This is a genomic window from Streptomyces sp. NPDC002619 (assembly GCF_042889305.1).
Classification (GTDB): domain Bacteria; phylum Actinomycetota; class Actinomycetes; order Streptomycetales; family Streptomycetaceae; genus Streptomyces.
This window is the reverse complement of sequence record NZ_JBIAQV010000001.1, coordinates 175,604-189,582: the sequence shown is the minus strand read 5'-3', so window position 1 is coordinate 189,582 and position 13,979 is coordinate 175,604. Positions and strand designations below refer to the sequence as shown.

At 70.7% G+C, this 13,979-nt stretch carries 13 protein-coding genes and 1 pseudogene; 1 reads left to right on the top strand and 13 read right to left on the bottom strand.

Going from position 1 to position 13,979, the window contains the following annotated elements; all coding sequences use genetic code 11:
• Positions 1 to 216 precede the first annotated feature (216 nt).
• Positions 217 to 1,464 carry an APC family permease gene (locus ACFYXB_RS00965; protein WP_389576565.1) on the top strand — a complete coding sequence of 416 codons (1,248 nt, stop codon included), beginning with the start codon at positions 217 to 219 and terminating at the stop codon, positions 1,462 to 1,464.
• Positions 1,465 to 1,501: 37 nt separating this feature from the next.
• On the opposite strand, the pseudogene ACFYXB_RS00960 reads toward ACFYXB_RS00965, so the two are convergent.
• From ACFYXB_RS00960 to ACFYXB_RS00900, 13 genes and pseudogenes are all read right to left on the bottom strand, one after another.
• Positions 1,502 to 2,066, bottom strand: a pseudogene (locus tag ACFYXB_RS00960) (SMI1/KNR4 family protein).
• A gap of 121 nt (positions 2,067 to 2,187) precedes the next feature.
• Complete coding sequence (locus tag ACFYXB_RS00955; RefSeq protein ID WP_389576563.1) at positions 2,188 to 2,580, bottom strand: YccF domain-containing protein; 393 nt, start codon at positions 2,578 to 2,580, stop codon at positions 2,188 to 2,190.
• Entirely contained in the window at positions 2,577 to 3,440 is an 864-nt protein-coding gene (htpX, locus tag ACFYXB_RS00950; RefSeq protein ID WP_389576561.1) for a zinc metalloprotease HtpX, read from the bottom strand. Before htpX ends, ACFYXB_RS00955 begins: the two co-directional genes overlap by 4 nt.
• 183 nt (positions 3,441 to 3,623) lie before the next feature.
• The gene (locus ACFYXB_RS00945; protein ID WP_389576559.1) at positions 3,624 to 5,147 is read right to left on the bottom strand and encodes an NADH-quinone oxidoreductase subunit N; all 1,524 of its coding nucleotides are present in this window, start codon (positions 5,145 to 5,147) and stop codon (positions 3,624 to 3,626) included.
• The gene (locus ACFYXB_RS00940; RefSeq protein ID WP_389576557.1) at positions 5,144 to 6,718 is read right to left on the bottom strand and encodes an NADH-quinone oxidoreductase subunit M; all 1,575 of its coding nucleotides are present in this window, start codon (positions 6,716 to 6,718) and stop codon (positions 5,144 to 5,146) included. Before ACFYXB_RS00940 ends, ACFYXB_RS00945 begins: the two co-directional genes overlap by 4 nt.
• A 6-nt stretch (positions 6,719 to 6,724) precedes the next feature.
• Complete coding sequence (locus ACFYXB_RS00935) at positions 6,725 to 8,710, bottom strand: NADH-quinone oxidoreductase subunit L (protein WP_389576555.1); 1,986 nt, start codon at positions 8,708 to 8,710, stop codon at positions 6,725 to 6,727.
• Positions 8,707 to 9,102 (bottom strand): NADH-quinone oxidoreductase subunit NuoK, encoded by a 396-nt coding sequence (nuoK, locus tag ACFYXB_RS00930; protein ID WP_351348786.1) that lies wholly within the window; start codon positions 9,100 to 9,102, stop codon positions 8,707 to 8,709. Before nuoK ends, ACFYXB_RS00935 begins: the two co-directional genes overlap by 4 nt.
• Positions 9,102 to 9,800: an NADH-quinone oxidoreductase subunit J gene (locus ACFYXB_RS00925; RefSeq protein ID WP_388500603.1), complete on the bottom strand. Its 699-nt coding sequence runs from the start codon at positions 9,798 to 9,800 to the stop codon at positions 9,102 to 9,104. Before ACFYXB_RS00925 ends, nuoK begins: the two co-directional genes overlap by 1 nt.
• Positions 9,797 to 10,366 (bottom strand): NADH-quinone oxidoreductase subunit I, encoded by a 570-nt coding sequence (locus ACFYXB_RS00920; RefSeq protein ID WP_351348780.1) that lies wholly within the window; start codon positions 10,364 to 10,366, stop codon positions 9,797 to 9,799. Before ACFYXB_RS00920 ends, ACFYXB_RS00925 begins: the two co-directional genes overlap by 4 nt.
• Positions 10,367 to 10,368: 2 nt before the next feature.
• Positions 10,369 to 11,337, bottom strand: coding sequence for a complex I subunit 1 family protein (locus tag ACFYXB_RS00915; RefSeq protein WP_351348777.1), 969 nt, complete (start codon positions 11,335 to 11,337; stop codon positions 10,369 to 10,371).
• Positions 11,334 to 12,902 carry an NADH-quinone oxidoreductase subunit C gene (locus ACFYXB_RS00910; protein ID WP_389576552.1) on the bottom strand — a complete coding sequence of 523 codons (1,569 nt, stop codon included), beginning with the start codon at positions 12,900 to 12,902 and terminating at the stop codon, positions 11,334 to 11,336. The genes ACFYXB_RS00915 and ACFYXB_RS00910 overlap by 4 nt, the downstream gene beginning before the upstream one ends.
• Positions 12,899 to 13,498 (bottom strand): NADH-quinone oxidoreductase subunit B family protein, encoded by a 600-nt coding sequence (locus ACFYXB_RS00905; RefSeq protein ID WP_351348771.1) that lies wholly within the window; start codon positions 13,496 to 13,498, stop codon positions 12,899 to 12,901. Before ACFYXB_RS00905 ends, ACFYXB_RS00910 begins: the two co-directional genes overlap by 4 nt.
• The gene (locus ACFYXB_RS00900; RefSeq protein ID WP_351348768.1) at positions 13,489 to 13,896 is read right to left on the bottom strand and encodes an NADH-quinone oxidoreductase subunit A; all 408 of its coding nucleotides are present in this window, start codon (positions 13,894 to 13,896) and stop codon (positions 13,489 to 13,491) included. The genes ACFYXB_RS00905 and ACFYXB_RS00900 overlap by 10 nt, the downstream gene beginning before the upstream one ends.
• Between the last annotated feature and the right edge of the window lie 83 nt (positions 13,897 to 13,979).

Sequence of the window (13,979 nt, the reverse complement as noted above, 5' to 3'; positions counted from 1 at the left end):
CCGTGAACCTGCCCTCCCGCGCTGTGCCCGCACTGTCCCGGCCCTGTGAATTTCGTCCGGACCGGCTGTGCTTCGCGGACCCTGCGTCTCCTGTCCGTTCCGTGCGTGCTGTGCGTTGATCTCGGTGCGGACCGTGGCATGCGTATTCGTGCCACGTTGATGAGGAGGACGTCGCTGGTGCACCCGGCGGTTGCGGCGATCAGTAGGGTGCGGCGCATGGCACGTTCCGATTCGGGTCTGCGACGCACTCTGGGGGTGCGGGACGCCGTGGTCGTCGGGCTCGGCTCGATGATCGGCGCCGGCGTCTTCTCCGCCCTGGGGCCCGCGGCGCGCGCAGCCGGCTCGGGGCTGCTGCTCGGCCTGGCTGTCGCGGCCGTGGTGGCCTACTGCAACGCAATGTCGTCGGCGCGGCTCGCCGCCCTGTATCCGGCGTCCGGGGGCACATACGTGTACGGGCGGGAGCGGCTCGGGGCCTTCTGGGGGTACCTCGCGGGCTGGTCGTTCGTCGTCGGGAAGACGGCCTCCTGCGCGGCGATGGCGCTCACCGTGGGCGCGTACGTCTGGCCGGATCAGGCGCACGCGGTAGCCGTCGCGGCCGTGGTGGCGCTGACCGCGGTGAATTACGGCGGCATTCAGAAGTCCGCCTGGCTGACGCGGGTGATCGTGGCCGTGGTGCTGGCGGTCCTCGCTTCCGTGGTGGTCGTGTGCCTCGCCTCCGGGCGCTCCGACGCCGGCCGGCTGGACATCGGCGTGTCGTCGGGAGTGGGCGGGATCCTTCAGGCAGCCGGTCTGCTGTTCTTCGCGTTCGCCGGCTACGCGCGGATCGCGACGCTCGGCGAGGAGATACGGGAACCGGCGCGCACCATTCCGCGCGCGATTCCGCTCTCTCTCGGTATCACACTGGCGGTGTACGCGTGCGTGGCCGTCGCCGTCCTCTCCGTGCTCGGCGCGGACGGTCTGGGGCGCGCCGCCGCGCCGCTGGCCGATGCCGTGCGGGCTGCCGGGGCGGCCGGGCTGGTGCCGGTGGTGCGGGTGGGGGCCGCGGTGGCGGCGCTGGGATCGCTGCTCGCGCTGATCCTGGGTGTGTCCCGGACGACGCTCGCCATGGCCCGCGACCGCCATCTCCCCGAGGCCCTGGCCGCGGTGCATCCGCGCTTCCAGGTCCCGCACCGCGCCGAGCTGGCCGTGGGCGTGGTCGTGGCCGTGCTGGCCGCAACCGTGGACGTGCGGGGTGCCATCGGCTTCTCCTCCTTCGGTGTGCTTGCGTACTACGCGGTCGCCAACGCGTCGGCCTGGACGCTGAGTCCGGTTCCGGCGTCTCGCGTGATGCCCGCGCTGGGGCTGCTGGGATGCGTGACGTTGGCGTTCGCGCTGCCTGCGGTCTCGGTGACGGTCGGGGCGGGCGTGCTGGCGGTGGGCGCGGCGGCCTACGGCGTACGGCGGTGGATGGCGCCGGCGCGGTGACGGCGGCCCCGCGGGAAGCGGGCGGCGTCTGTGCTCACTAGGCCCGTTTCGGGGCCGTACGTATCCGGAATTCGGTCCAACGAGCCAGTTCCATGCCGTCGTTGGGCTCCTCGTACCAGCCTGTGCCGTCGAGCCAGGCTGTCAGCCAGTCGGTGAGGGTGGGGGCATCCACGAACCAGGCATCGTCGGCGGCATCGGCGTTTGGCTCGAAGAGCAGGACGGGGCCGGTCCGGTCGCGGCAGTCCACGCAGGCGTACATCCCGCAGCCCCAGTGGGATATCGGCAGCATGTGCTCGGGCCAGGGCCAGCCGGGATCCTTGCGGCTCTCCTCGCGGTTGGCGAGGTACTGGGCGACGGCGGCCGGTTCGCCGGAGGGCGGGCTGTCGAGGAGGGGCAGCAGGCCGTAGGACGGGCCGAATCCGCCGTCCCCTATGCGGCCGGTAGAGTGTGGCGAGGAGGGGCGGCAGGGCGAAGCCCAGGGCGGCCTCGGCGCGGTCGAGCGTGTCGGCGTCGACGGGCTCGGGGAGCGAAGGCCAGCCCCACGGACGGGAGTTGCGGGCCTGGGAGGCCACCCGTGTCAGCAGTTGCTCGATCTCGGTCATGGCTTCATGATGCAAGCCGCCACTGACATTCGGGCGAGCCTGTGGACAACCTTCGGCTTGTGGACAACGCTCGGGCGACGCCGCACGCCCTCACCGCGAACTCGGGCCGCTCCCCGCGTGGTCAGCGCGTCGCGAACGGCTGGTCCGTGGGCACGATCTCCCGGCCCAGTGGGAGCAAGGAGACGGGAATCAGCTTGAAGTTGGCGATGCCGAAGGGGATGCCGATGATCGTGATGCACAGGGCGATGCCGGTGACGATGTGGGCGAGGGCCAGCCACCAGCCCGCGAGGACCAGCCACAGGACGTTGCCGATGCAGGAGGGGGCTCCGGCGTCGCGGCGCTCGACCGTCGTGTACCCGAAGGGCCACAGGGCGTAGACGCCGATACGGAACGCCGCAATGCCAAATGGGATGCCGATGATCGTGATGCACAAAAGCACGCCCGCGAGCAGGTAGGCGAGGAACAGCCAGAAGCCGCTCAGGATGAGCCAAATGACGTTCAGGATGGTCTTCACCGGTGGCGACCTGCCATCTTCTCGAGCCGGGCGATGCGCTCCGCCATCGGCGGGTGCGTGGAGAACATCTTGGAGAGCCCCTGGCCCGGGCGAAAGGGGTTCGCGATCATCATGTGGCTCGCGGTCTCGATCCGGGGCTCGGGGGGCAGCGGAAGCTGCTTGGTACCGGCGTCGAGCTTGCGCAGGGCACCGGCGAGGGCGAGCGGGTCGCCGGTGAGCTGGGCGCCCGAGGCGTCCGCCTCGTACTCCCTGGACCGGCTGATGGCCAGCTGGATGAGGCTGGCGGCGATCGGGCCCAGGATCATGATCAGCAGCAGGCCGAGCAGGCCGGGGCCGTCGTCGTCGTCCGAGCGGCCGATCGGGATCAGCCAGGCGAAGTTGACCAGGAACATGATCACCGAGGCGAGGGCGCCGGCGACCGACGAGATGAGGATGTCGCGGTTGTAGACGTGGCTGAGCTCGTGGCCGATGACGCCACGCAACTCGCGCTCGTCCAGGATGCGCAGGATGCCTTCCGTGCAGCAGACGGCGGCGTTGCGCGGGTTGCGGCCCGTCGCGAAGGCGTTGGGTGCCTCCGTCGGGGAGATGTACAGGCGCGGCATGGGCTGGCGGGCCTGGGTGGAGAGATCGCGGACCATGCGGTAGAGGGCCGGGGCCTCGAACTCGCTGACCGGGCGGGCACGCATCGCGCGTAGAGCCAGCTTGTCGCTGTTCCAGTACGCGTACGCGTTGGTGCCGAGCGCGACGAGGACGGCGACGATCAGGCCCGTGCGGCCGAAGAAGCTGCCGATGACGATGATGAGTGCGGACAGTCCCCCGAGGAGTACTGCGGTCCTGAGCCCGTTGTGCCGGCGGTGCACGGTACGCCCTCCAAGTCGTGCAGCAGGGGAACCCTTTGCTTGCTGAACTGCTGGTTGATCGCCAAGCCACTGGTGCCGTGGTGTCACTTCCAGTGGACCCTCCCGCACTGGTCAACGCCAGGCGGCAGCCACTAGTTCCCTTGTGCGTGCGCCCGCGCGGGTCGGCCGTCCGGGTGAGGGTGCTCAGAACAGGCCGGTGGAGGCGAAACGCAGGACCAGCTGGGGCGCGCCGGACAAAGCGATGCCGAGGACGCCGGTGAGGGTGATCGCGGCCGTGAGGGGGGCCGGAACGCGGTGCTTGGCAGGCTCGCCCTCCGGGGCGCGGAACAGCAGGGCCGTCCATTGGAGGTAGTAGAAGAGCGCGATCACCACGTTGACGGCCATGACGACGGCCAGCCAGCCCAGTCCCGCGTCGACGGCCGCCGAGAAGACGGTGACCTTCGCGAAGAGACCGATGATGCCCGGCGGCAGCCCGGCGAGGCACAGCAAAAAGAAGGCCAGGAGCAGGGCGGTCAGCGGGTTCGAGGCGTACAGGCCGCGGTAGTCGGCGATGCGGTTGAGGGACTTCGTACGGCCCACCAAGGCGGCCACCGCGAAGGCGCCGAGGTTCACGGCGGCGTACATGAGGGCGTAGGCGACGGTGGAGCCGATGGCCTTCTGGGGGTCCTTGGCGTAGCCGGCGGCGGCGATCGGCACGAGGAGGTAGCCGGCCTGTCCGACGGAGGACCAGGCGAGCAGTCGTACGGCGCTGTACGCGCGCGTGGCCTGCTGGCGCAGGGCGCCGACGTTGCCGACGGTCATGGTGAGGGCGGCCAGCGCGGCGAGCGCCGGGCCCCAGACGTCGGCGTACGACGGGAAGGCGACGACCGTGACGAGGATGAGGCCGGAGAAGCCGACCGCCTTGCCGACGACGGACAGGTAGGCGGCGACGGGCAGGGGTGCTCCCACGTAGGTGTCGGGCACCCAGAAGTGGAAGGGGACGGCGGCCGTCTTGAAGGCGAAGCCGACGAGGGTGAGGACGACGCCGGTCTGGGCGAGGGTGTGGAGCTGTCCGTCGACGTGCTGGATGCGGTCGGCGACCTGGGTGAGGTAGAGGGTGCCCGTGGAGGCGTACACGAAGCTGATGCCCATGAGGCTCACCGCGGTGGCGGTGACCGACGACAGGAAGAATTTCAGGGCGGCTTCGGAGGACCTGCGGTCGCCGTTCCGAATGCCGACGAGGGCGAACGCGGGCAGGGAGGCGACCTCCAGGGCGACGACGAGGGTGGCGAGGTCGCGGGAGGCGGGCAACAGGGCGGCGCCCGCGGCGGAGGAGAGCAGCAGGAACCAGAACTCCCCTTCGGGGAGTCTGCGGCGGCCGTCCTTCAGGGCGGTGACCGACAGAAGGGCGGCGAGGAGCGCGCCGCCGAGGACGAGGAACTGGATGACGAGGGTGAACCGGTCGGCGGTGTAGCTGCACACGCGCGTGTCGCCGGTCAGGCAGAAGGTGCTGCGGTCGCCGTCCAGGAGGGGCAGCAGCAGGAGCGCCGATACGGCGAGCCCGGCGACGGAGACCCAGCCGAGAAGGGGTTTCTTCGCGTCGGGCACGAACAGGTCGGCGACGAGGACGACCAGTCCGACGACCGCGGCGGCGGTGGGCGGGGCGATCGCGAGCCAGTCGACGGACTGGACCACAGACTCCGCCAGGGGCTGGGCCAGGGAGCTCATCGGGTGCCTCCTGCGAGCAGCTGCTGCACGGCCGGGTCGGTCAGGCCGAGGAGGGCCCTGGGCCACAGTCCGGCGGCGACGGTGAGGGCGACGAGCGGGGTCCAGGCCGCGAACTCGTACGTGTAGACGTCGGCGAGCTTCGGGGTCTGCTGCGGTACGGCGCCCATGCACACGCGGCGGACCACGATCAGCATGTACGCGGCCGTCAGCAGCGTGCCGAACGCGGCGATGGACATGAAGGTGAGGAAAGCAGGCCGGCTGAGGCCGGCCGCGGGGTTGAACGCGCCGAAGAGCGCCAGCATCTCGCCCCAGAACCCGGCGAGACCAGGTAGGCCCAGTGAGGCGACCGCGGCGAAGGCGAGCAGGCCGCCCAGGCGCGGTGCCTTGCCGTACAGAGCGGCGCCGGTCTCCTTGGCCAGGGTGTCGAGGTCGGTGGTGCCCGTGCGGTCCTTGAGCGCGCCGACCAGGAAGAAGAGGAGGCCGGTGATGAGGCCGTGGGCGATGTTGGCGAACAGGGCGCCGTTCACACCGGTCGGGGTCATCGTGGCGATGCCGAGGAGGACGAAGCCCATGTGGCCGACGGAGGAGTAGGCGATGAGGCGCTTGAGGTCGCCCTTCGCGCCCTGTTTGGCCAGGGCGAGGCAGGCCAGGGATCCGTAGATGATCCCGACGACGGCGAAGGCGGCGAGGTAGGGCGCGAAGGTACGGAAGCCGTCCGGCGCGATCGGCAGCAGGATTCGGACGAACCCGTACGTACCCATTTTCAGCAGGACGCCGGCCAGCAGGACCGAGCCGACGGTCGGCGCGGCGGTGTGCGCGTCGGGCAGCCAGCTGTGCAGCGGCCACATCGGGGTCTTGATCGCGAGCCCGATTCCGATCGTCAAAACCGCGATGACCTGGACGGATGTGCTCAGCGACCGGCCGTTGTCAGTGGCGAGTGCCATCATGTCGAACGTGCCCGCCTTGATTCCGATCAGGAGCAGGCCGAGCAGCATGACGACGGATCCGAGCAGCGTGAAGAGGATGAACTTCCAGGCCGCCTGGGCCCGTCCCTCGCCGCCCCAGCGGGCGATGAGGAAGTACATCGGAATGAGCACCGTCTCGAACGCGAGGAAGAACAGCAGCAGGTCGAGGACGGCGAAGGTCGCGAGGGTGCCGGACTCGAGGACGAGCAGCAGCGCGACGAAGGCCTTCGGGGTCGGACCCGAGGGCATTTTGAAGTACGAGTAGAGCGCGCAGAGGAAGGTCAGCAGCGCGGTCAGGACCAGAAGGGGGAGGGAGATGCCGTCGATGCCGAGGTGGATCCGCACGTCGAGTGCGGGGATCCAGCTGATGTCGGTCGTGGCCTGCATCTTTGACGGATGGCCGTGGTCGAAGCCGAGCGCCAGGACGATCGCGGCGACGAGGATCACGCCGGTCACGGTCACGCCGTGGCGCAGCACGGCCTGCTCGGGCGACTTCCCCTTCAGTCCGGGTGGGGCCGGCAGGAGGGCGGCGGCCGCGCCGAGGAGCGGGCCGACGACGACGAATGCCAGAAGGAACTGCATCACGGACTCGTTGATATCGATCACGCCTGCTCACGCTCCCGTGGCGACGAGGAGGACGGCGACCGCCAGGACGACGGTGCCGGCGAGCAGCGCGCTCACATAGGTCTGCACATTTCCGGTCTGTGCGCGCCGTACGGCGGCCCCGAGCAGCCGGGGTACCGCGGCCGCGCCGCGTACGTAGGTCTCGACGACCTCACGGTCGAGGAACCGGACGAGACTCGCTCCGGCCTGGACCGGGCGGACGAAGAGGGTCGTGTATACGGCGTCCAGGTGGAAGCCGGCGGCCGCGTGCCGGTGCAGCGGGCCGAGCAGCAGCCGTCCGGGGTCGGGTGCGTAGGCCACGTCTCCGTAGGCGGGCTGGTGGCTCGCGATGGCCTCCGCCTCGACGAGTCCGGCGTCGGCCTCGGGGTGGGCGGCGACCGCGCCCAGGGGGATGCCGGCGGCGAGCGCGGTGGTGTGCCGCCAGGCCGCGTAGGTGACGATGCCGCCGACCAGGGCCACGCCGGTGCCGAGCACGGAGGTGGTGAGGGTCGGGGCGAGGTCGCGGCCGTCGAACCAGTCGGGCAGTGCGCGGTACGCGAGTCCGCCGAAACCCAGCGAGGGGATGGCGAGGACCCACAGCACCACGGTCATGGTCAGGGGCTGTTTGCCGTGGTCGGGGGCTTCGGCGCCGCGGCCGCGGAAGGCGAGCAGCCACAGGCGGGTGGCATAGGCGGCGGTGAGGAGTGCCGTGAGCAGTCCGGAGACGAGGACGATCCAGCCGGCGCTGCCGGGAACGTGTTCGGCGTGACCGGTGGCGGCGTGCTCGGCGGCGCCGAGCACGGACTCCTTGGAGAAGAAGCCGCTGAACGGCGGGATCGCGGCGAGCGCGAGGAGCGCCACGGTCATCGTCCAGTAGGCGTCGGGGACGCGGTCGCGCAGGCCGTTCATGCGGGACATGGCGGCCAGTGAGTTGGTGCCGGCGGCGTGGATGATCACGCCGGCCGCGAGGAACAGCAGCGCCTTGAAGGCGCCGTGGGACAGGAGGTGGAAGACGGCGGCACCGCGGTCGCCGACGGCGAGGGCGCCGGTCATGTAGCCGAGTTGGCCGATCGTCGAGTAGGCGAGGACGCGTTTGATGTCGTCCTGGGCGAGGGCGGCGAGGCCCGAGCCGGTCATCGTGATCGCGGCCGTCACGGCCAGGACGAGCAGCGCGGCCGAGGATGCCTGGAAGACGGGGAGGAGACGGGCGATGAAGTAGACACCGGCGGCGACCATCGTCGCGGCGTGGATCAGCGCGGAGACGGGCGTGGGGCCCGCCATCGCGTCGGGGAGCCAGGTGTGCAGCGGGAACTGCGCCGACTTGCCGGCCACGCCCGCGAGCAGCAGCAGGGCGATCAGTGTCGGGTGGCCGAGTCCGCCGCTCGCGACGGTGCCGAGGACGCGCGTGATCTGGAAGGACCCGGCGTCGGTGGCGAGCGCGAACAGGCCGATGAGGAAGGGGACGTCGCCGAGCTTGGTGACCAGGAAGGCCTTGAAGGAGGCGGCGCGGGCCTCGGGGGTCTCCCAGTAGTGGCCGACGAGGAAGTAGGAGCAGATGCCCATGACTTCCCAGCCGACGAGCAGCACGATGAGGTCGCCCGAGTAGACGACCAGGAACATGGCGGAGGTGAACAGGGAGACGAGGGCGGCGTACGAGGGGTAGCGCGGGTCGTCGCGCAGATAGCCGGTCGAGTAGATCTGCACGCAGGTGGCGACGACGCCGACCAGGACGGCGACGAGCGCGGCGAAGCCGTCGATGTGCAGGGAGAGTTCGATCGGGATCGAGCCGGTCGGCGTGAGTTCGGTGGCGGAGTCGATCGGCGAGCCGCCGCCCTGGTCCACGGCGACGGTCGCTGCCAGTGCCAGTGCGGCGAGGGTCGGCAGGACGGCGAGCGGACGGATGAAGCCGGGGGCCGTGCGGCCGAGCAGCAGTCCGGCGACGGCGGCCAGGAACGGCAGGAGGGGGACGAGGACGGCGAGGGTGGTCGTGGTCACGCGGTGGCCTCAGCCTTCTCGGCCGCGGGGGCGTCGCTGTCGGGGCCGTCGGTGTCGAGGCTGTCGGTCTCGTGGCCCTCGGCGGTGTCGCGGAGTCTGTCGATGTCGGAGGTGCCGCGGTTGCGGTACACGGCGAGGACGATCGCCAGGCCGATGCCGATCTCGGCGGCGGCGATGGCGATGGTGAACAGGGTCAGGGCCTGGCCGGAGTGCAGGGTCTCCTGGGCGGCCTTGCTGAGCCAGACGTCGAAGGCGACCAGGTTGAGGTTGACGGCGTTGAGCATCAGCTCGACCGACATGAGGACGAGGATCGCGTTGCGGCGGGCAAGGACGCCGTACAGGCCGGTGCAGAAGAGGAGAGCGGAGAGTACGGCGGGATAGGCGAGGTGCATCAGCGGGCGCCTTCCTGCTCGACCGGCTCGTTTCCCTCGATCGGGTGATTCCGGGAATCCGGGACGGATGGGGAACTACCGGTCGCTGCCCGGGAGTTCACAGGGGGAGGGCTCGTCTCCGCCTTCGCCTTGCGGGACAGGACGATCGCGCCGACCAGAGCGGCGAGGAGGAGGACGGAGAGTGCCTCGAAGGGGAGGACCCAGTTCTGGAAGAGGCTCTCACCGGTGACCTTGGTCGAGCCGGCGGCGGCACCGTCCAGGTCGATCCAGGTCGTACGGAAGGCGTCGACGACCACCCAGACCAGGGCGGCAGCGGCGGCGACGGCCACGGTGAGGGCGGCCCAGCGGTTGCCGGAGTCGGCGTCCGGGGAGCGGCCGATGGGGGCCTTGGTGAGCATCAGACCGAACAGAAGGAGGACGACGACGGAACCGACGTAGATGAGGACCTGCACCCAGGCGATGAACTCGGCGGTGAGCAGCAGGTATTCGACGGCCAGGCCGCCGAGGGTGACCACGAGCCAGAGGGCGGCGTGCACGAGCTGCCGGGTGGTGACGGTGACGAGTGCGGCGCCGAAGGTGACCAGGCCGACGAGAAGGAAGGCGATCTCGACGCCGGTCGGGGAGAGAAAGCCGTGGGTCGCGCCAGCGGCAGCGGTGGTCGTGGCGTGAGCCGCGGGGGCGGCTGCGGCGAGGGTCATGACGCTCCCTCCTGTGGTTCGGCCTGCGCTTGTGGTTCGGCTTGCGCTGCCGCGAGCTTCTCCGCGGTCTTGCGTGCGGCGGCGATCTCCTTGGGTTCCTCCGCGCCGGGGTCGAGGGCGGGTGGGGCCGGGACGGTCCACATCCACTCGCGGAGCTTGTCGCGTTCGTGGGTGAGTTCGCGGATGTCGGTCTCGGCGTACTCGAACTCCGGGGACCAGAACAGGGCGTCGAAAGGACAGACTTCGATGCAGATACCGCAGTACATGCACAGGGAGAAGTCGATGGCGAAGCGGTCGAGGACGTTGCGGCTGCGTTCACGGCCGCCGGGGGTGGCGGCGGGGACCGTCTCTTTGTGGGAGTCGATGTAGATGCACCAGTCGGGGCACTCACGGGCGCAGAGCATGCAGACCGTGCAGTTCTCCTCGAACAGGCCGATCACGCCGCGGGTGCGGGGCGGGAGGTCGGGCTGAACGTCCGGGTACTGCTCGGTGACGGTCTTCCTCGTCATCGTGCGGAGGGTGACGGCCAGGCCCTTGGCGAGGCCACTGCCAGGGATGGGGGCCATGGTTACTGGATCACCACCTTGACGATGCCGGTGAGGGCGATCTGGGCGAGGGAGAGGGGGACGAGGAGGGTCCAGGAGAGCTTCTGGAGCTGGTCCTCGCGAAGACGGGGATAGGTGACGCGCAGCCAGATGACGACGAACGCGAGGATCGCGGTCTTCAGAAGGGTCCAGACCCAGCCGAGACCTTCGGCACCCCAGGGGCCGTGCCAGCCGCCGAGGAAGAGGACGGTGGTCAGGCCGCACAGGACGATGATCCCGGCGTACTCGGCGAGCAGGAACAGGGCGAAGCGCAGGCCGGTGTACTCGGTGTACGCGCCGAAGATGATCTCCGAGTCGGCCACGGGCATGTCGAAGGGAGGACGCTGCAGTTCGGCGAGGCCGGAGACGAAGAAGACGAGCGCGCCGATGATCTGCCAGGGCAGCCACCACCAGTGGAAGGCGTCGACGATGCCGGGCAGGGAGACCGTTCCGGCCGCCATCGCCACGGAGGCGGCGGCGAGGAGCATCGGAAGTTCGTAGGCGAGGAGTTGGGCGGCTGTGCGCAGACCGCCGAGAAGGGAGAACTTGTTGGCGCTGGCCCAGCCGGCCATGAGCGAGCCGAGGACGCCGACACCCATCACCGCGAGCACGAAGAAGACGCCCGCGTCGAGGACCTGGCCGACCGCGCCCTCGCCCGGGCCGATCGGGATGGCGAGGAGGACGAGCAGATACGGGAGGAGGGCGACGGCGGGGGCGAGTTGGAAGATACGGCGGTCCGCGCCCGCCGGGACGACGTCCTCCTTCTGCGCGAACTTCACGCCGTCCGCGATGAGCTGGGCCCAGCCGTGGAAGCCGCCGGCGTACATCGGGCCGAGGCGGCCCTGCATGTGGGCCATCACCTTGTGCTCCGTCTGGCCGACGATGAGCGGGAAGGTCAGGAAGACGACGAAGACGACGAGGAGTCGCAGGGCGACGTCGAGCACGTCGTTCACTGCGGGCCTCCTGGGGGGTTGTCGCGGGTGGGTTCTTCGGGGGTGGGTGGCTCTTCGGAAGCGGGCCGTTCCTCGGGAGTGAGCGGCTCTTCGGAAGCGGACCGTTCTCCGGGAGTGGGCGGCTCTTCGGAAGCGGGCCGTTCCTCGGGAGTGGGTGTGTCCGGGGTCGGCTCTTCGGGCGCAGGCTCGGGTGCGGGCGCGGCGGAGGCCGGGGCCTCGGGCGGGGTCGTGCTGGGGGCGGGGTCGGTCGACGGTCGTGGGGGCGTGGGTTGGTTCCCGGGCGCCGGTTCCGTGGTTGTCTTCCGCTCCGATTCGTCGAAGGCCGGGCGGGCGTGGTGCCACGGGGCGTCCGAGCTGCGTGGTGCGGTGGGTCGTGGGGATGGCTGGGCAGCGGGCGCCGGTGTCGTCGGTTCCGCCGATGGCGACGAGCTCACGGACTCGTCAACTCCCGCCTCCTGAGCGCCCTCCGTCGGCGCCGCCTCAGCGCGCTGCGAAGCGGACCCCTCGCTCGCGCTGCGGGCGCGGCGTGAAGCGGCAGCCGCGTCGGACTCGGCCCGCTGACTCGCCGACCCCTCGGAAGCGCTGCGTCCGCGACGAGGCGCGCCCGTCCCAGCCCCAGCACCAGCACCAGCACCAGCACCAGCACCAGCACCAGCAGAGGCACCGTCGGCACCCCCGCCCTGGCTCACGGACCCTTCCGCAGCAGTACGGGCCCGCCGCGGCCCAACACCCGACTCACCCACGCCCCCCGCCTCCGCAGAAGCCCCCTCATCAACCGCACCCTGACTCACCGACCCCTCCGCAGCCGAACGAGTCCGCCGCACCGGGCGCTCCCCCGCAGCCCGCCCCGGGCGCTCGCCGGCTCCACCAGCCGTAGGCTCCCCGACGGCCCCAGCCCCCACGGGCCCAGCCCCGGCAGCCGCACCCGGCGTGCGCCCCGACCGCTCTCCCGCCGCGCGGCCCGCGCCCCGTGCGGGGCGGGCCGGGGCTGGGGGGAGTTGGCCCTTCAGGGGGCCCCATTCGTTCGGGTCGGGGACGCCCGGGGGGAGCATCTGGCGGCGCTTCGGGCCGCCGTGTTCCGATTCGCCCGGTTCCTTGGCGCCGGGCCAGGCCTTGGCGACGCGGGCCGCCAGGACGAAGTCCTTGCGCAGGGGGTGGCCCTCGAAGGTCTCCGGGAGGAGGAGGTGGTCCAGGGCGGGGTGGCCCGTGAAGTCGACGCCGAACATTTCGTGCGTCTCGCGTTCGTGCCAGGCCGCGCCCGCGTAGACGCCGGTGGCGGAGGGCAGCGAGGGCGCCTCGTGGGGGACCGTCGTGCGCAGCAGGAGGCGGCGGACCGGGGAGAGGGCGACGACGTGCGCCGAGACGCGGAATCCCGTGCCCGGTTCGTCGACCGCGCTCAGCCAGTCGAAATAGGTGCAGGACAGGGTCGTACGCGCCGTCTCCAGCGCAGCGATCCAGGCATGCGGCGGTACGTCCACCGTCAGGACCTCGTACGACTCCTCGGCCCTGGCCTCCGTACCGAAGAGGTCCTCGACCGGGGCCGGGAGCCAGCCGACCGTGGTCATCGGGCGTCCCCCTCGGTGGCGGGGGGCCGTACCAGGCCGCTCTGCAGGGCGGCGGTCGAGGGCCGGGCGGTGCTGTACCGCTCCTCCAGGGACTCTCGGGCGATCTTCTCCTGGAGCTTGAGGATGCCTTGGAGGAGCGCCTCGGGGCGGGGCGGGCAGCCGGGGACGTACACGTCCACCGGGATGATCTGGTCGACGCCCTTGGTGACGGAGTACGAGTCCCAGTAGGGGCCGCCGCAGTTGGAGCAGGCGCCGAAGGAGATGACGTACTTGGGCTCGGGCATCTGCTCGTACAGCCGCTTGACCGCGGGCGCCATCTTGTCCGTGACTGTGCCGGAGACGACCATCAGGTCGGCCTGGCGGGGGCCCGGCGCGAAGGGGATGACGCCGAGGCGGATGAAGTCGTGGCGGGCCATCGACGCGGCGATGAACTCGATCGCGCAGCAGGCCAGGCCGAAGTTGAAGACCCAGAGCGAATAGCGGCGGCCCCAGTTCAGGACCACCTTCATGGGCTCGGGGGCGAGGCGTGCCAGCGCCCCCAGCCGCTTCGGCTCCGGAAGCAGCACCGGCTCGGCGGGAGTGGGGGTCACGTCCATGCGAGGACGCCCTTCTTGTATGCGTACAGCAGGCCCACGGCCAGGAAGCCGAGGAAGATGAACATCTCCACGAGCGTGGTTCCGCCGTATCCGTGGTCGGCGAAGACCGTGGCCCAGGGGAAGAGGAAGATCGAGTCGACCGCGAAGATCACGTAAAGGAACGCGTAGACGTAGTAGCGGACCTGGGTGTGTGCCCAGCCCTCGCCGACGGGGTCGACTCCGCACTCGTACGTCAGCAGTTTCTCGGGGGTGGGGACGACGGGCCGCAACAGCCGGCCGGCGCCGAAGGCGACCCCGACGAACAGCACACCCACGAGCGCGAGCAGTCCCACGACCGAATAGGACCGGAAGTAGTCCGCCGCGACGACCGCGGTCGAGCCCCCCAACGTCTCCCGCAACGTCCGTCCCTCGCTCCCTGACCCGGTGACCTCGGTGGCTTAGTGAACCCTGTGATGCGACATGAATCGACGATCTGTACGCA